The sequence below is a fragment of the Pseudomonas sp. S1(2024) genome, assembly GCF_046557535.1.
Window position 1 is genome coordinate 24,584 of the sequence record NZ_JBKGFP010000123.1, and the last position, 14,790, is coordinate 39,373.

At 64.5% G+C, this 14,790-nt stretch carries 12 protein-coding genes and 2 pseudogenes; 2 read left to right on the plus strand and 12 right to left on the minus strand.

The genetic code is table 11. The annotated features are described in order from the left end of the window. Nucleotides 1-74: 74 nt before the first annotated feature. Both ACLCGK_RS30655 and ACLCGK_RS30660 read right to left on the minus strand, forming a co-directional pair. Nucleotides 75-344: pseudogene (locus ACLCGK_RS30655) on the minus strand (NUDIX domain-containing protein); the annotation flags it as partial. Continuing rightward, nucleotides 345-4,127: a CheR family methyltransferase gene (locus ACLCGK_RS30660; protein ID WP_410953547.1), complete on the minus strand. Its 3,783-nt coding sequence runs from the start codon at nucleotides 4,125-4,127 to the stop codon at nucleotides 345-347. A gap of 279 nt (nucleotides 4,128-4,406) precedes the next feature. Here ACLCGK_RS30660 and ACLCGK_RS30665 point away from each other — a divergent pair, with 279 nt between their 5' ends. Both ACLCGK_RS30665 and ACLCGK_RS30670 read left to right on the plus strand, forming a co-directional pair. Further along, nucleotides 4,407-4,616, plus strand: coding sequence for a general stress protein (locus tag ACLCGK_RS30665; RefSeq protein ID WP_003259459.1), 210 nt, complete (start codon nucleotides 4,407-4,409; stop codon nucleotides 4,614-4,616). A gap of 167 nt (nucleotides 4,617-4,783) precedes the next feature. Then, nucleotides 4,784-5,053, plus strand: a complete 270-nt coding sequence (locus ACLCGK_RS30670; RefSeq protein WP_054573301.1) for a DUF6555 family protein — start codon at nucleotides 4,784-4,786, stop codon at nucleotides 5,051-5,053. 187 nt (nucleotides 5,054-5,240) lie between these two features. Here ACLCGK_RS30670 and ACLCGK_RS30675 read toward each other — a convergent pair whose 3' ends face one another. The 10 genes and pseudogenes from ACLCGK_RS30675 to paaA form a co-directional block, all read right to left on the minus strand. Beyond that, the gene (locus ACLCGK_RS30675) at nucleotides 5,241-5,411 is read right to left on the minus strand and encodes a hypothetical protein (protein ID WP_217190475.1); all 171 of its coding nucleotides are present in this window, start codon (nucleotides 5,409-5,411) and stop codon (nucleotides 5,241-5,243) included. 156 nt (nucleotides 5,412-5,567) lie between these two features. Continuing rightward, nucleotides 5,568-7,619 (minus strand): phenylacetic acid degradation bifunctional protein PaaZ, encoded by a 2,052-nt coding sequence (paaZ, locus tag ACLCGK_RS30680; protein WP_253153151.1) that lies wholly within the window; start codon nucleotides 7,617-7,619, stop codon nucleotides 5,568-5,570. A 28-nt stretch (nucleotides 7,620-7,647) separates the two neighbouring features. Then, nucleotides 7,648-8,880, minus strand: a complete 1,233-nt coding sequence (locus ACLCGK_RS30685) for an OprD family porin (RefSeq protein ID WP_410953552.1) — start codon at nucleotides 8,878-8,880, stop codon at nucleotides 7,648-7,650. 40 nt (nucleotides 8,881-8,920) lie between these two features. Beyond that, nucleotides 8,921-10,489: pseudogene (locus ACLCGK_RS30690) on the minus strand (cation acetate symporter); the annotation flags it as partial. Then, nucleotides 10,480-10,788, minus strand: coding sequence for a DUF485 domain-containing protein (locus ACLCGK_RS30695; protein WP_410953548.1), 309 nt, complete (start codon nucleotides 10,786-10,788; stop codon nucleotides 10,480-10,482). The gene ACLCGK_RS30695 and the pseudogene ACLCGK_RS30690, both read right to left, overlap by 10 nt. Nucleotides 10,789-10,957: 169 nt before the next feature. Next, nucleotides 10,958-12,034 carry a 1,2-phenylacetyl-CoA epoxidase subunit PaaE gene (gene paaE / locus ACLCGK_RS30700; RefSeq protein ID WP_410953549.1) on the minus strand — a complete coding sequence of 359 codons (1,077 nt, stop codon included), beginning with the start codon at nucleotides 12,032-12,034 and terminating at the stop codon, nucleotides 10,958-10,960. A gap of 15 nt (nucleotides 12,035-12,049) precedes the next feature. Then, nucleotides 12,050-12,583 (minus strand): 1,2-phenylacetyl-CoA epoxidase subunit PaaD, encoded by a 534-nt coding sequence (gene paaD, locus ACLCGK_RS30705; protein WP_410953550.1) that lies wholly within the window; start codon nucleotides 12,581-12,583, stop codon nucleotides 12,050-12,052. After that, nucleotides 12,570-13,328: a 1,2-phenylacetyl-CoA epoxidase subunit PaaC gene (gene paaC, locus ACLCGK_RS30710; RefSeq protein ID WP_410953551.1), complete on the minus strand. Its 759-nt coding sequence runs from the start codon at nucleotides 13,326-13,328 to the stop codon at nucleotides 12,570-12,572. The genes paaD and paaC overlap by 14 nt, the downstream gene beginning before the upstream one ends. A gap of 8 nt (nucleotides 13,329-13,336) precedes the next feature. Continuing rightward, nucleotides 13,337-13,618: a 1,2-phenylacetyl-CoA epoxidase subunit PaaB gene (paaB, locus tag ACLCGK_RS30715; RefSeq protein WP_013972614.1), complete on the minus strand. Its 282-nt coding sequence runs from the start codon at nucleotides 13,616-13,618 to the stop codon at nucleotides 13,337-13,339. Nucleotides 13,619-13,643: 25 nt separating this feature from the next. After that, nucleotides 13,644-14,633, minus strand: a complete 990-nt coding sequence (gene paaA / locus ACLCGK_RS30720) for a 1,2-phenylacetyl-CoA epoxidase subunit PaaA (protein ID WP_015270325.1) — start codon at nucleotides 14,631-14,633, stop codon at nucleotides 13,644-13,646. Nucleotides 14,634-14,790: the final 157 nt, after the last annotated feature.

Below are 14,790 nucleotides of genomic sequence, written 5' to 3' on the forward strand. Positions count from 1 at the left end.
ACATGCTTCAGAAGCGGTGAAGTACTTGTGGGAGCGGGCAAGCCCGCGAAAGGGCCGGCACAGGAGAAAAAGGTCTACCTCACTGACGCTGCCATTGCCCGGTCACACGCCAGCAACGAGCGGATCAGCAGCTTGATCTCGTCCTTGAGCATGGGCACCTGGTCCGGGTGGGCGAACCGGCAATCAGCAATTTCACGCAGGGCCTTGGGATGTGGGGCGTCGGCGAACTCCGCTTCGAACACATAATGCATGCGCTCTGCCGCTTCATGACGCATCAACAAGGTCAGCGACTCTGCCTGCAACCCGGTTTCCTCAAGCAAATCACGCTCCGCTGCCTGCAACGGTCAGTAGGGCACCGAGCCGCTGAGGGCCTCGATCGCCTCGACCAGCTCGTCATAGCCCACCGGTTTGTTCAGGTGCCGGTCAAAGCCGGACTGGCGTGACTTGTACTGGTCGGCGCTGGCGCCATAGCCGGTCAGGGCGATGGCCGGGGTATGGCGAAGGTGCACGTAGCCACGCAGGGCCTTGATCAGCGCATGGCCGTCCATCACCGGCATGCCGATATCGGACAGGATGATGTCGTACTCCTCACCCGCAGCGGCGTCCAGGGCCTCACGTGGCTTGCTGAAGGCATTGACAGTGGCGCTCTCCATTTCCAGCAGCTCCTGCATTACCGCCAGCACTTCTACGGAATCGTCCACCAGCAACACGCGAATTCCATTAAGGCGGCCCTCGCTCAGTAGCTCCGAGCCTTGCTCACGCTGCGGGAGTTGCGTATCGCAAAGTGGCAGGGTGACCTCAAAGGTGCAGCCCAGGCCAAGCCCCGGTGACTTGGCGCGTACGCTACCGCCATGGGCCTCGACCAGTTGCCGTACCAGCGACAGGCCGATGCCCAGGCCCTCGCGGCTGTGGCTGGCCTGTTGCGGCGTAGCCTGGCTGAACAGGTCGAAGATGTGCTCGAGGCTGTCGTGGCTCAGGCCTACGCCATGGTCGATCACCTGCAACCGCGCGTGGTTTTCGTCGTGGCTCAGCACCAGGCGTATCTCATTGCCCGCCGGGCTGAACTTCAGCGCGTTGTTGAGCAGGTTCCAGATGATCTGCTCCAGGCGGGTAACGTCACCTTCGATCATCACCGGCAGGGTGTCGGCGGGCAGCTCCAGGCGTACCGGGCAGGGGTGTTGCTCGCTCACCACCACATCATGGATGCCCTGCAGGAGGGCGAGCAGATCCACAGGTTGGGTCTTGAGCTTAAGCTTGCCGGTCCGAATGCGCGCCACATCCAGCAGGTCGTCGATGATCCGCGCCTGGCTGGTTACCGCATCGCAAATGGTACCAACGGCCTTGCTCGCTGCACTGATGTTGCGCAGCGACGGCAGGCGGCGCAGGATTTCGGCATTGAGCTGGATCAGGTTGAGCGGGTGCTTGAGCTCATGGGACATGACGGCGAAGAACTCGTCCTTCATGTGGTTGTTGCTCTGCGTCTCGGCCAACTGCTTGCTCAGGCGCTCTTCGCCCAGGCGCACGCGCTCTTCGGCGGCATGGCTGCTGCTGATGTCGATGAAGGTCAGCACCGTGCCGTCGATTTTCTGCTCGCTGGAGCGGTAGGGCAGCAGGCGCGCCAGGTACCAGTGATCGCTTTGGCCGCCGATTTCACGCTCGATGATGGCCTCGCCCTGGGCCACGGCGCGGGCATCGTCGGCCAGCGCCGGGTAATCCAGGCAGTGGGTGATGTCGAGCAGGGAACGGCCGGTATCGACTGGCAGGATATTGAAGAGGTCGGTGGCGCGGGGCGTGAACCAGCGAATATGCAGGTTGCGGTCGACGAACACCGTGGCGATCTCGGTGCAGGCGATCAGGTTGCTGAGGTAGTCGTTGACCTTGTCGGTTTCCTCGACCTTGTTCTTCAGCTCGTAGTTGACCGTGAGCAGTTCCTCGTTGATCGACTGCAGCTCTTCCTTGCTGGTTTCCAGTTCTTCGCTGGCCGACCGCAACTCCTCGTTGATGGCCTGCATCTCTTCGTTGGAAGCCGTCAGCTCCTCGCTGGAGACCTCTGACTGCTCGATGGTTTCCTGCAGTTGCAGGCGAGTGCGCTGCAGTTCGCGTTCGAGGTTGTGCAGCACCATGCTGTCGGTCTGGCGGATGACGCCGGGCAACGGCAGGGATGGGTCGGGCGCGCGTTCCTCGAACACCACCAGCAGGCAATCGCTGGCGCTGAGGTCGTCCTTGTACGGCTGCACGGTGATCTCCACCTGCAGTTTGCCCATGGTTTCCGCCAGGTCGACAGGGCGCGAGGTCACCGCCTCGGTCCCCTGACGCGCCTGGAACAAGGTGCTGCGCAGGGCCAGGCGCAGGGGCGGCAGCACCAGGTTGAGCAGGCTGCGGCTCGGTTCGCCACCGGCCAGTTGCAGGAAACGCCCTGCGCCTTCGCTCATGTGCAGGATATTGCCGTCGATATCGACGATCAGGCTGGGCGGCATGCGGCGCGCCAGGGCGCGGTAGTGCAGGTCGGCGAAGGATGGCTTGCGCCCCGGCTTGGCCTTGGCCAGCGTTTCCAGTGGCATGCTGGCGGCAGATGTGCCGGCCAGCTGACGGCCGGAACGGCGGCCGGTATTGCTGGCATCGAGTGCGCGGAAAATGCGGTTGCGTTTGTCCACCGGGGCGAACAGTTCACTGGCCATGTCGGCCGACTCGGACGACCCGAGGAACAGGTAGCCACCCGGGCGCAGAGCGAAGTGGAACATCTGCTGGATGTCACGCTGCACCTCGCGGTCCAGGTAGATCAGCAGGTTGCGGCAGACAATCAGGTCGATCTGCGAGAACGGTGGGTCCGACAGCAGGTTGTGCCGTGCGAACAGCACCTTTTCGCGAACCTCTTTGCGCACCCGGTAATGCTGGTCTTCCTTGAGGAAGAACTGGCGCAGCCGGCTGGGCGGCACGTCGGTGACGATCGCCTCGGGGTATGAGCCACTGCGGGCGATGCCGATGGCGCGTTCGTCCAGGTCGGTGGCGAACACCTGTACCTTGTGCGAGCGCTGCTCCAGTGCCAGCTGCTCGCAAACCAGCATGGCGAGGCTGTACGCCTCTTCGCCGGTGGAGCAGCCGGCCGACCACACGCGTATCTCGTCCGCGCCCTCGGCCGGGTCGCGTTCGCAGACCAGCTGTGGCAACACATGGCGCTCCAGGGCTTCGAACGCTTCGCGGTCGCGGAAGAAATTGGTCACGCCGATCAGCATGTCGGCCAGCAAGGCCCTGGATTCCGCGGGGTACTGTTCCAGGTAATGCAGGTAGGCCGCCAGGTCTGCCTGGCCGGTCACATGCAGGCGGCGCTCGATGCGTCGCAGTACCGTGGCGCGCTTGTAGTGCTGAAAGTCGTGGCCAGTATTGCTGCGCAACTGCAGCAGGATCTCTTCGAGCATCGGCTCGCTGGCCTGGGCATCGCCGACTCGGGTGCCCAAGGCCGGAGGCAGGGTATCGTCTTCGATTTCCGGGAGCCTGACCTGGCGGGCATTGCGCCACAGCTCCAGCAGCTTCTGCGGGATTTCTGCCGCCGGCAGCACCAGGTCGACCATGCCGGTCTCGATTGCGGCACGGGGCATGCTGTCGTACTGGGCGTCGTCCGGTGTCTGCGCCAGGGTCACACCGCCTTGCTCCTTGATCCGCGACAGGCCCACGGCGCCATCGGCACCGGTACCGGACAACACCACGCAGAAGGCGTGGTCCTTGTGCACATCAGCCAGGTCACGGAAGAACAGGTCGATGGCCACGTGGTCGCCACGGCGCCGGTTGGCCGGGGTCACCCGCAGGTAGCCGTCGTTGGTGGACAGGCGATTGGCCGGTGAAATCACGTAGATATGGTTGCGCTCGATGGGCACCGGCTCAGTCACCTGGCGCACCGGCATTTGCGTGGTGTCCTGGATGATGCGGTCGGCGACGCTCTGGTGGTCGGGGGACAGGTGCAGGACCACGACGAAGGCCATGCCGCAATCGCTGGGCATTTGCCGGAACAGCGTACAGATCGCTTCCAGGCCGCCTGCCGATGCACCGATGCCCACCACCGGGAAATCCAGGTGGCTGGGGCTGAGTGCCGGGTTCTGGGGCGAGGCAGGTTGCTTGGGGGACGACTTCATGGACGGAGCCTTGTGCAGACCGGAACGTTCCGCCCTTAGCAGCATCATCGGGCGTGTGTGTGGCGGGATTATAGGCCGTCGCCATGTTATTGAGACCTCTGCTTGCGAAGGAAAGTGCGACCCGCCTGCTTCCGTCACGCAAACCTTTTGCCGGCCCATGTTTGGTGCCACTGGTCAGTTGCCGGCAAAACCATTGAGCAGACTGTGTGATTGGCGGCTCGGAACCAAGGCATGGCAAACATCCATGCGAGCAGCCAATCCATCGCAAGGAGATACCACATGGCGCAGGATCAAGAACGAACCAGCCAGCGCGGCGGCACCAAGGAAACCAACCCTGGCAATTTTGCCAATGACCGGGAACGGGCCTCCCGTGCGGGGCACAAGGGTGGGCAGGCGTCTGGCGGCAACTTCGCCAACGACCGCCAACGGGCATCGGAGGCCGGTCGCAAGGGCGGCCAGAACAGCCACGGCGGGGGCCGCCAACAGTGAGTTGAATGCTTCTGGGCACCCGGTACCCGCAGTGCCGGGTACCGGCCACCTCCTGTGTACCGAGGCTGCAATGGCCTTTGGTACCTGTTGCTCGACATTTTTTTGAATCTTCTGGCCGTACCCCGATCAATCAGGGTGTCATCCATGGAGAAGAGGAGGCCCCTGCGATGCCTGGCCCACAGCTATACATCATTGATTACCAACTGCATGGCAAGCCGCGCAGTTTCATCATTCGTCTGGAGACGCTGGACAACGCCGAGGCCTGGCATTGGGCAAGTTGTGATGCGGGCATCGGCATCATTCCGAAGTTCGGGCGCGAAAAAATCAGGAAAGTCAGCAGGCCGATGGCCGAGCGCTACGGGATTACCGCGGTGAGCTGGCGGGTATCCGGCAGCAAGCCGAACCAGTCGGTGGGGGGGCCAGCGGCGACAATGTGATCCCTGGCCCAAAGCACTGTGTCGCCTGCTTCGCGGGCATGCCCGCTCCCACAGGGACATCACCAGTTCAAGGAGTGCGCCATACCTGTGGGAGCGGGCGCGCCCGCGAACACCGGCGCAGCCGGTGCCATGCATCGCGTTGGATTCTTCGCGGCTAAAGCCGCTCCTACAGGTACGCGCAGGCCGTCTAGGCACCGGACTCGGGGTCGCTGGCCGGTAAGCCCGGGCGGTTTTCTTCGTCATCAGTCACATTGGGGTCGGCATCCGGGTCATCTGCCCGGTCATTGCGCCGGTCCGGCTCGAGCTCTGGCCAGTCATCCTGTGCGCTGCCGCCACCCATCGCAGTAAACTCTTTCATCTCGCAACCCTCGCTCTCGATGAAAAAAAGGCCCGCGATCAGGCGGGCCCAATACAGGAGTGAGAGGCGAAGCCATTGACCACCCCTCATTGAATGAGAGCGGCAACAGCCAGGGGCGGTCGGTTGGATGTCCACCACCCCTGACCAACGGTACTGTCAGGGCTTCTTCAGCACGAGGGTGAGAATGTCGTAGCTGGCGACCAGCTCACCCAGCTGGTTGGTCACCTCCACATCCCACGCCACCACGCCCTGGGGCTGGCCCAGCGGGCTGGTCTTGCCCTGGTCGATCTTGCGTTTGCAGGTCAGGCGTGCCTGGATGGTGTCGCCGATGCCCACCGGGTTGATGAAGCGCAGGGTATCCAGGCCGTAGTTGGCCAGTACCGGGCCTTCACCTGGCGAGACGAACAGCCCGGCCGCTGCCGACAACACGAAGTAGCCGTGGGCGATGCGCTTGCCGAACTGCGATTGCTTGGCGGCGATCTCGTCGAAGTGCATGTAGAAATGGTCGCCCGACAGGCAGCCGAAGTTGACCAGGTCGGCTTCGGTCACGGTGCGCCGGTGGGTGAGCAGCGACTCGCCGATGCGCAGTTGCTCGAAATAGCGGCGGAACGGGTGTACTTCGGTTTCGATCACTTCGCCACCGCGCACGTATTCACCGGTTACCGCCGTAAGCATGCTCGGCGAACCCTGTACTGCGGCACGCTGCAGGTAATGCTTGACGGCACGCAGGCCACCCAGCTCTTCACCACCACCAGCGCGGCCCGGGCCGCCGTGCTTGAGTTGCGGCAATGGCGAGCCATGCCCGGTGGATTCCTTGGCCGCCTCGCTGTCGAGTACCAGCAAGCGGCCGTGCCAAGCGGCAGCCACTGGAATGGCCTTGGCTGCCACGCTGCGGTCGGCGGTGACCAGGGTCGCCACCAGGCTGCCTTTGCCCCGCGCAGCCAGCGCCAGGGCTTCATCGAGGTCGTCATAGGCCATCAGCGTGCTGACCGGGCCGAACGCTTCGATATCGTGGGCACCGCCTTCGGCATGCGGGTCACGGGCCTGCAGCAAGGTCGGAGCAAAGAACGCGCCCTCGGCTACGCCCTCGCCACGCGGCGCAAAGCCATCGCTGGCGCCGAACAGCTGCTCGCAGCTCTGCAGCAGGCTGCGCACGCGCTCGGCCACATCGTGCTGCTGGTCGTGGGAGGCCAGGGCGCCCATGCGCACACCTTCCAGCGACGGGTCACCGACAACCACCTTGGCCAGCCGCTCGCGCAGGCGCGTGGCAACCGCGTCGATGTGCCTGGCCGGTACGATGGCGCGGCGGATGGCGGTGCATTTCTGGCCGGCCTTGGTGGTCATTTCGCGGACCACCTCTTTGATATACAGGTCGAACTCTTCGCTGTCCGGGGTCACGTCCGGGCCGAGGATGGCGCAGTTCAGCGAATCGGCTTCGGCGGTGAACGGCACCGAGTTGCGCACCAGGTTCGGCGTGACGCGCAACTTGGCGGCGGTGTCGGCGGAACCGGTGAAGGTCACCACGTCCTGGCCTTGCAGGCGGTCGAGCAGGTCGCCGGTGCTGCCGATCACCAGTTGCAGGCTGCCTTCGGGCAACAGCCCGGATGCATTCATCAGGCGCACCACGGCCTCGGTCAGGTAGCTGGTCGAGGTCGCCGGCTTGACGATGCACGGCATGCCGGCCAGGAAGGTCGGGGCGAACTTCTCCAGCATGCCCCAGATGGGGAAGTTGAAGGCGTTGATGTGCACTGCCACGCCGGCGCGCGGCACCAGGATGTGGCTGCCGGCGAAATGGCCCTGTTTGCCCAGCGGGATGGCCGGGCCTTCGTGCACCAGGTTGCCCGACGGCAGCTCACGGCTGCCGATGCCCGCATAGGAGAACAGCGTGGCGTTGCCGCCTTCGATGTCGATCCAGCTGTCGGCACGGGTAGCACCGCTGTGGTGGGACAGGGCGTAAAGCTGCTCCTTGCGCTCGGCCAGGTACAGCGCCAGTGCCTTCAGGCGGGCAGCGCGTTGCTGGAAGTCCATGGCCATCAGCGTGGCCAGGCCACGGGCGCGGGCAAAGTCCACGGCCTCGGCGAAATCCGGGCGCTCTTCGTGGCTGTAGGCCAAAACGTGGCCATCCAGGGCGCTACGCAGGGCCTGGGCGCCGTGCTGGCCAAGCCAGCGGCCGGCGATGAAGCTTTGCAGGGTAGGGGCGGCAGACATGCTGTTCTCCAATGTAGAGGGGGCGCTGTTACCACAGCGCCACGGTGTAGCCGATGATCAGGCGGTTTTCGTCCACGGCGTTGGTCAGGCCATTGCCGGAACGGAAGGTGACGTTGCGCCAGCGCAGGCTGACGTCCTTGAACGGGCCGCTCTGGATGACATAGGTGATGTCGGTGTCGCGCTCACGCTCACGGCCGTTGCTGACGGTGGCGGTCTCGGCGTGGCGGCCATCGGTGTAGCGGGTCATGAAGCTCAGGCCGGGGATGCCCATGGCGACGAAGTCGTAGTCGTAGCGCACCTGCCACGAGTCCAGCCCGGCGCGGGTGAAGGTGTTGTAGGTGACCAGGTTGACGGTGAACGGGTCGCCGCCGTTCACGAACGGGAAGGCACTGTCGCCGGACATCTGCTGCCAGGCGGCGGTGAACTTGTGGGCCCGTACGCCGAGGGTGAACATGGCGTTGAAGTTGCGGTTGTCGATGTTGCCGGCACGCTCGGCGCCGTCGTTGCGGCTGTCGAAGTAGCGCAGGTCGGTGCGCAGGCTCAGGCCTTCGCCCAGCGGGCGGGTATCGATCAGGCCGACGAACTGCTGGCGGTAGATGTCCTCGAGCTTGGCGTAGTAGTAGCTGACGCTGGTTTGCGGGGTGATGGCGTAGCTGCCGCCGCCGAAGTCCAGGTGGTCGCTGCTGGCGGCGCCGTAGCCGATGTCGTCGCGGCCCGAGGAATCACGCAGGTTGGCCTTGGTCAGGCGGCCGGCGTTGAAGGTCAGGCCGGCCAAGTCCTGGCTGGTGAGCAGGCCACCCTGGAAGGTGGAGGCCAGCAGGCGGGTGTCGTTGTACACCACCACCGGCAGGATCGGTTGCAAGGTCCCCTGGCGCAGGGTGCTCTTGGCCACCCGCACCTTGCCGGTCAGGCCCAGTTCGCTGTAGTCGTCGACCGGTTCATGGCTGTTCGGGCCGAAAGGCAGCAGGCCGGTATTGCGCCGGTCGCGGCTGGAGTCGAGCTTGATGCCCAGTTGGCCCATGGCGTCGACACCAAAGCCGACCGGGCCTTCGGTGAAGCCCGACTCCAGCTTGGCGGTAAAGCCCTGGCCCCATTCCTCGGCCTTGGCCTGTGGTGCATTGCTTTGGCGGAAATCGCGGTTGAGGTAATGGTTGCGCAGCTCCAACCGGGCGTGGCTGTCGCCGATGAAGTCTGCCATCGCCGGCATCGGCAGGGCGAGGGTCGCCAGCCAGGCGGCCGAAATGAAGTGCGTGCGGTTCATTGTTGTTGTTTTACCCGACATGGTTGTTCTTCCCTGAGAGTCAGTGCTTGCTGGCGCCGGCGGCGCCGATTCCGGTCATGGAACGGATGAACTGGGCCAGGTAGCGGCCACGTTCCTGGCTGGCGCGTTCGGAGCTGTCAGTGACCGAGAACACCCAGGCGCCGAGGAAGGCCAGGCTCATGGAGAACAGTGCCGGGTTGCTGTAGGGGAACAGCGCCTTCTCGTGATGCAGCACGTTGACCCACACCGCCGGGCCCAGCACCACCAGCAGCACCGCCGAAACCAGGCCGGCCATGCTGCCGCACACTGCGCCGCGGGTGGTCAGGCCTTTCCAGAACATCGAAAGCAGCAGCACCGGGAAGTTGACCGAGGCGGCCACGGCCAGCACCAGGCCAGAGAGGAAGGCGATGTTCTGCGACTCGAACATCAGGCCGAGGATTACCGCCAGCAGGCCGATCAGCAGCGTGGCGATACGCGACACGCGCATTTCCTCCTGCTCGCTAGCTTTGCCCTGGCGCACAACGCAGGCATACAGGTCGTGCGAAACCGCCGATGCACCGGACAGCGCCAGGCCCGCGACCACTGCCAGGATGGTGGCGAAGGCCACGGCGGAGATGAAACCGAGGAACAGGTTGCCACCCACGGCCTGGGCCAGGTGGACGGCGACCATGTTGCCGCCGCCGATGATCGCGCCGGTGGCGTCACGGTAGGACGGCTCGGTGCCGACCATGACGATGGCGCCGAAGCCGATGACGATCAGCAGCAGGTAGAAGTAGCCGATGAACCCGGTGGCATAGAACACGCTCTTGCGCGCTTCCTTGGCATCGCTGACGGTGAAGAAGCGCATCAGGATATGCGGCAGGCCGGCGGTACCGAACATCATGCCCAGGCCGAGGGAAATGGCGTCCACCGGGTTGGACAGCAAGCCGCCCGGGGCCATGATCGCCTGGCCCTTGGCATGCACGGCCACGGCGCTGGCGAACATCGCCTCGGTGCTGAAGCCGAAATGCTTGAGCACCATGAAGGCCATGAAGCTGGTGCCCGAAAGCAGCATCACTGCCTTGATGATCTGCACCCAGGTGGTGGCGAGCATGCCGCCGAAGGTGACGTAGGCGACCATCAGCACACCGACCAGCATCACCGCGTACAGGTAGCTGATGCCGAACAGCAGTTCGATCAGCTTGCCGGCACCGACCATCTGTGCCACCAGGTACATCAGCGCCACCACCAGGGTGCCGAAGGCCGAGGTCAGGCGCACCGGGGTTTGTGCCAGGCGGTAGCTGACCACGTCGGCGAAGGTGTACTTGCCCAGGTTGCGCAGGCGCTCGGCGATCAGGAACAGGATGATCGGCCAGCCGGCCAGTACACCCAGGGCATACAGCAGGCCGTCATAGCCGTTCATGAACATCATTGCCGAAATGCCCAGGAACGAGGCGGCGCTGATCATGTCGCCGGCGATCGCCAAGCCGTTCTGCATGCCGGTCAGGCCCCCGCCGGCAGTGTAGAAATCGCTGGCCGAGCGCGTGCGCATGGCAGCCCAGCGGGTGACCAGCAGGGTGAAGCAGACGAACACCATGAACATCGAGATGGCAGTCCAGTTCATTGTGCGCACTCCTGCTTGACCTTGTCGTTGAGCGGGTCGAGCACGTTGTTGGCGCGGTGCACGTAGATGCCTGTCAAGGCGAAGGACAGCAGTACCATCAGCACGCCCACCAGCATGCCAACGGTGGTCACGCCACCGCTGAGGGACTGGCCGAGGGTGCTGGGGGAAAACGCCACCAGCAGGACGAAGCCGTAGTAGATCACCAGCATGGCCAGGGTCAGGCTGCCGTTGAGGCGGCGTCTGCGCTGCACCAGGTGCTGGAAGTCGGGGTGGTTGGCGATGCTTTCGATGCGTTCGGGTGTCATGGGTTGCGATCTCTGGGTGTTGTAATTGTTTTGTTGAGGTCACGCGGGTGTTGCGCTGTTGCTTAGGGCCTCCTCGCGGGCATGCCCGCTCCCACAGGTGCGGCGGTGTGCTTGAGACTTGTGCTATCCCTGTGGGAGCGGGCGCGCCCGCGAAGCAGGCGACGCGGTCTCAGAGCTGGTCGAAATCGAGCACCACCTTGTCGCTCACCGGGTAGGTCTGGCACGACAGCACATACCCGGCCGCCACTTCGTAATCCTCCAGGGCATGGTTGCTGTCCATCTCCACTTCGCCCTCGATTACCCGGCACTTGCAGGTCGAGCACACGCCGGCCTTGCACGAGTAGGGCAGCTCGGCGCCGATGGCGTTGCCGGCGTCCAGCACGTTCTGGGTGTTACGTGGCAGGTCGAAGGTGAGGGCGCGGCCGTCGCTGATCACGGTGATGTGGCTGAGCGCCGAGTCCACCTGGCGCGCCGCCTCGCGGGCTTCACGACGGGCTTCGCTGCCGGCGGCGGCGAACAGCTCGAAATGGATGCGTTCCTTGGCCAGGCCATTGGCCTGCAGGCTGTCGCGCACCGTCTCGGTCATCGCCTGTGGGCCGCAGATGAATGCAGCGTCCAGGTTGGCAACGTCCATCCAGCGCGAGAACAACTGGCCGCACTTGTCGGCATCGATGCGGCCGTTGTACAGGTCGACATCCTGCTGCTCGCGGCTGAACACGAAAATCAGGTTCAGGCGGTCGAGGTAACGGTTCTTCAGGTCTTCCAGCTTGTCGCGGAACAGTGCGCCAGAGCTGGAGCGGTTGCCGTACAGCAGGGTGAAGCGGCTGTGCGGCTCGCTGGCCAGGGTAGTGGCGATGATCGACAGGATCGGCGTGATGCCGCTGCCGGCAGCCACGCCCAGGTAGTTGCCCTGGCGGGCCGGCTCCAGTGGCACGAAGAAGCTTCCCGACGGCGGCATCACTTCCAGTTGCTGGCCTGCCTTGAGCACGTCGTTGGCAAATGCCGAGAAGCGCCCGCCTGGCACGCGCTTCACCGCCACACGCAGTTCGCCATCCTGCACGGCGCTGCAGATGGAATAGGAACGGCGGACTTCTTCGTTATCCAGTTGGGTGCGCATGACCAGGTACTGGCCCTGGGTGAAACGGAACTGCGCCTGCAGGTGCTCGGGCACGTCGAAGGCAATCGACACCGCATCGCGGGTCTCGTTGCGCACTTGCTTGATGGTCAGGCTGTGAAACTGGCTCATGGCGTTCTCCACGGCTCAAATGCATTTGAAATAGTCGAACGGCTCCAAGCACTCGCGGCAGCGGTAAAGTGCCTTGCAAGCCGTGGAGCCGAACTGGCTGAGCAATTCGGTATGGGCGCTGCCGCACTGCGGGCAGCACACCTGCGGCGCCTCGCCGAGCAGGCTGCGTTTGCTGGCGCTGCCCTGTGGCGGGGCGATGCCGTAGGCGCGCAGGCGCTCGCGGCCCAGTTCGCTGATCCAGTCGGTGCTCCAGGCCGGGGTCAGCCGGCGCTCGAGCAGCGGCGCGGGGAAGCCGGCCTGCTCCAGCGCCTGGCGGATATCCCCTTCGATCACCTCGGTGGCAGGGCAGCCGGAGTAGGTCGGCGTGACGACCAGGTGCAGGTGCCCGGCGCGCCAGCCGAGGTCGCGCACGATCCCCAGGTCGACGACGCTGACCACGGGCACTTCCGGGTCCATGACCTGGGCCAGTACCGCCCAGGCCCGGGCCAGGTCATCGCCGCGTGGCGCGCGGGCGCCACGGTCGCCGGCAATCAGCTCACCAGGTTGCATCGGGGTACGCCCTTGGCAGGAACTGCATCTCGGCCAGCAGCAGGCCCAGGTGCTCGGTGTGCAGGCCTTTGCGGCCGTCCAGGTAGAAGTGGCTGGCGGCCTTGGGCAGCGGCAGCTCGACCGAAGCGAAGGTCACGCCAACCTGCTTGAGCCAGGCTGCGCCGACGGCAGCGGGGTCGGCGGCGACGCCCGCTTGCGCCAGGTGCACTTCATTGTCGCTACCGGCGGCCAGTTCGACGGTGAAGCGCCACAGTGCCGGGATGGCCGCGAGCATGCGTTGGCGGCTTTCTTCGGTGCCACCACCCAGGCGTTGCACCCACTCGCTGGAGCGGCGCAGGTGGTAGGTGACTTCCTTCAGGGCCTTGGCGGCGATACCGGCGATACGCTCGTCGTTCGAGCCGACCAGACCCTGAAGCACGGCGAAATGCCAGGCGTCATAGAAGAACTGCTTGGTCATGGTCACGGCGAAATCGCCGTTGGGCTGCTCGACCAGCAACAGGTTGCGATAGGCCCGCTCGTCACGGCGGAAGGCCAGGGCGTCGGCGTCACGGCCATCATCGAGCAGCTCGGCGGCGTATTCCAGCCAGTTGCGCGCCTGGCCTACCAGGTCGAGACCGACGTTCATCAGGGCCAGCTCTTCTTCGATGGCCGGGGCGCGGCCACACCATTCGCAGAGGCGCTGGCCCTGCACCAGGGCACTGTCGCCGAGCAGCAGCAGGTAGGGGACAAGGGTTTCTTTATGCATGGCCAACCTCACATGTGTCCGACTTCGTCGGGCAGTTCGTAGAAGCTGGCATGGCGGTAGACCTTGTCGTCCGCCGGGGCGAACAGCGGGTCTTTCTCGTCCGGGGAAGAGGCGGTGATCAGTGCCGAGGGCACCACCCACAGGCTGACGCCTTCGCTGCGGCGGGTGTACAGCTCGCGGGCGTTTTCGATGGCCATGGCGGCATCGGCGGCGTGCACGCTGCCGACATGCTTGTGGTTAAGGCCGTGCTTGCTGCGCACGAACACTTCGTAGAGGGTCCAGACAGACATTTTCGATCTCCGCATCAATCGCCGCTCAGGCGGCGTTCTTGTTCTGTTGCTTGCGCGCGTAGGCCACGGCGGCCTCGCGCACCCAGGCGCCGTCCTCGATGGCCTTGCGCCGGGTGGCGACACGTTCCTGGTTGCATGGGCCATTGCCCTTGATCACTTCGTAGAACTCGTCCCACTGGATTTCGCCGAAGTCGTAATGGCCGCGCTCGGCATTCCACTTCAGCTCGGGGTCGGGGGCGGTGCAGCCGAGTAGCTCGAGTTGCGGCACGGTCTGGTCGATGAACCGCTGGCGCAGTTCATCGTTGGTCTGGCGCTTGATCTTCCAGGCCATGGACTGGGCGCTGTTGGGGGAGTGCTCGTCGCTGGGGCCGAACATCATCAGTGCCGGCCACCACAGGCGGTTGATCGCGTCCTGGACCATGTCGCGCTGGGCCTGGGTACCGTGGCGCATCATGGTCAGAAGGATTTCGTAGCCCTGGCGCTGGTGGAAGCTCTCTTCCTTGCAGATGCGGATCATCGCGCGTGAATACGGGCCGTAGGAGGTGCGCTGCAGCACCACCTGGTTGACGATGGCGGCGCCGTCCACCAGCCAGCCCACTGCGCCCATGTCGGCCCAGCTGAGGGTGGGGTAGTTGAAGATGCTCGAGTACTTGGCCTTGCCGCTGTGCAGCTTGGCGATTTCTTCGTCACGGTCGGCGCCCAGGGTTTCCATGGCGCTGTACAGGTACAGGCCGTGGCCAGCTTCGTCTTGGATCTTGGCCATCAGCTGCAGCTTGCGCTTGAGGCTGGGGGCACGGGTGACCCAGTTGCCTTCGGGCAGCATGCCGACGATTTCCGAGTGGGCGTGCTGGGAGATCTGCCGGATCAGGGTCTGGCGGTAGGCCTCGGGCATCCAGTTCTTGGCTTCGATCTTGATTTCGGCGTCGATCTTTTCCTGGAAGTTGCGCTCCTCGGGCGACATCTCTTCCAGCGACTTGACGCGCTTGACTCCGGTTTCCACTAGCTGTGCGTACATGTGTTCCGACTCCTGCTAAGGCATGAGTCATTTGTAAGCGATACAAAACATAACGTCAAACAGTTTTATGTGTATCGAATAAGATTTGTGTATCACTTTGCGGGCCAAGGGGGCTGCTGTGCAGCCCTTTCGCCGGCAAGCCAGCTCCCACAGGAGA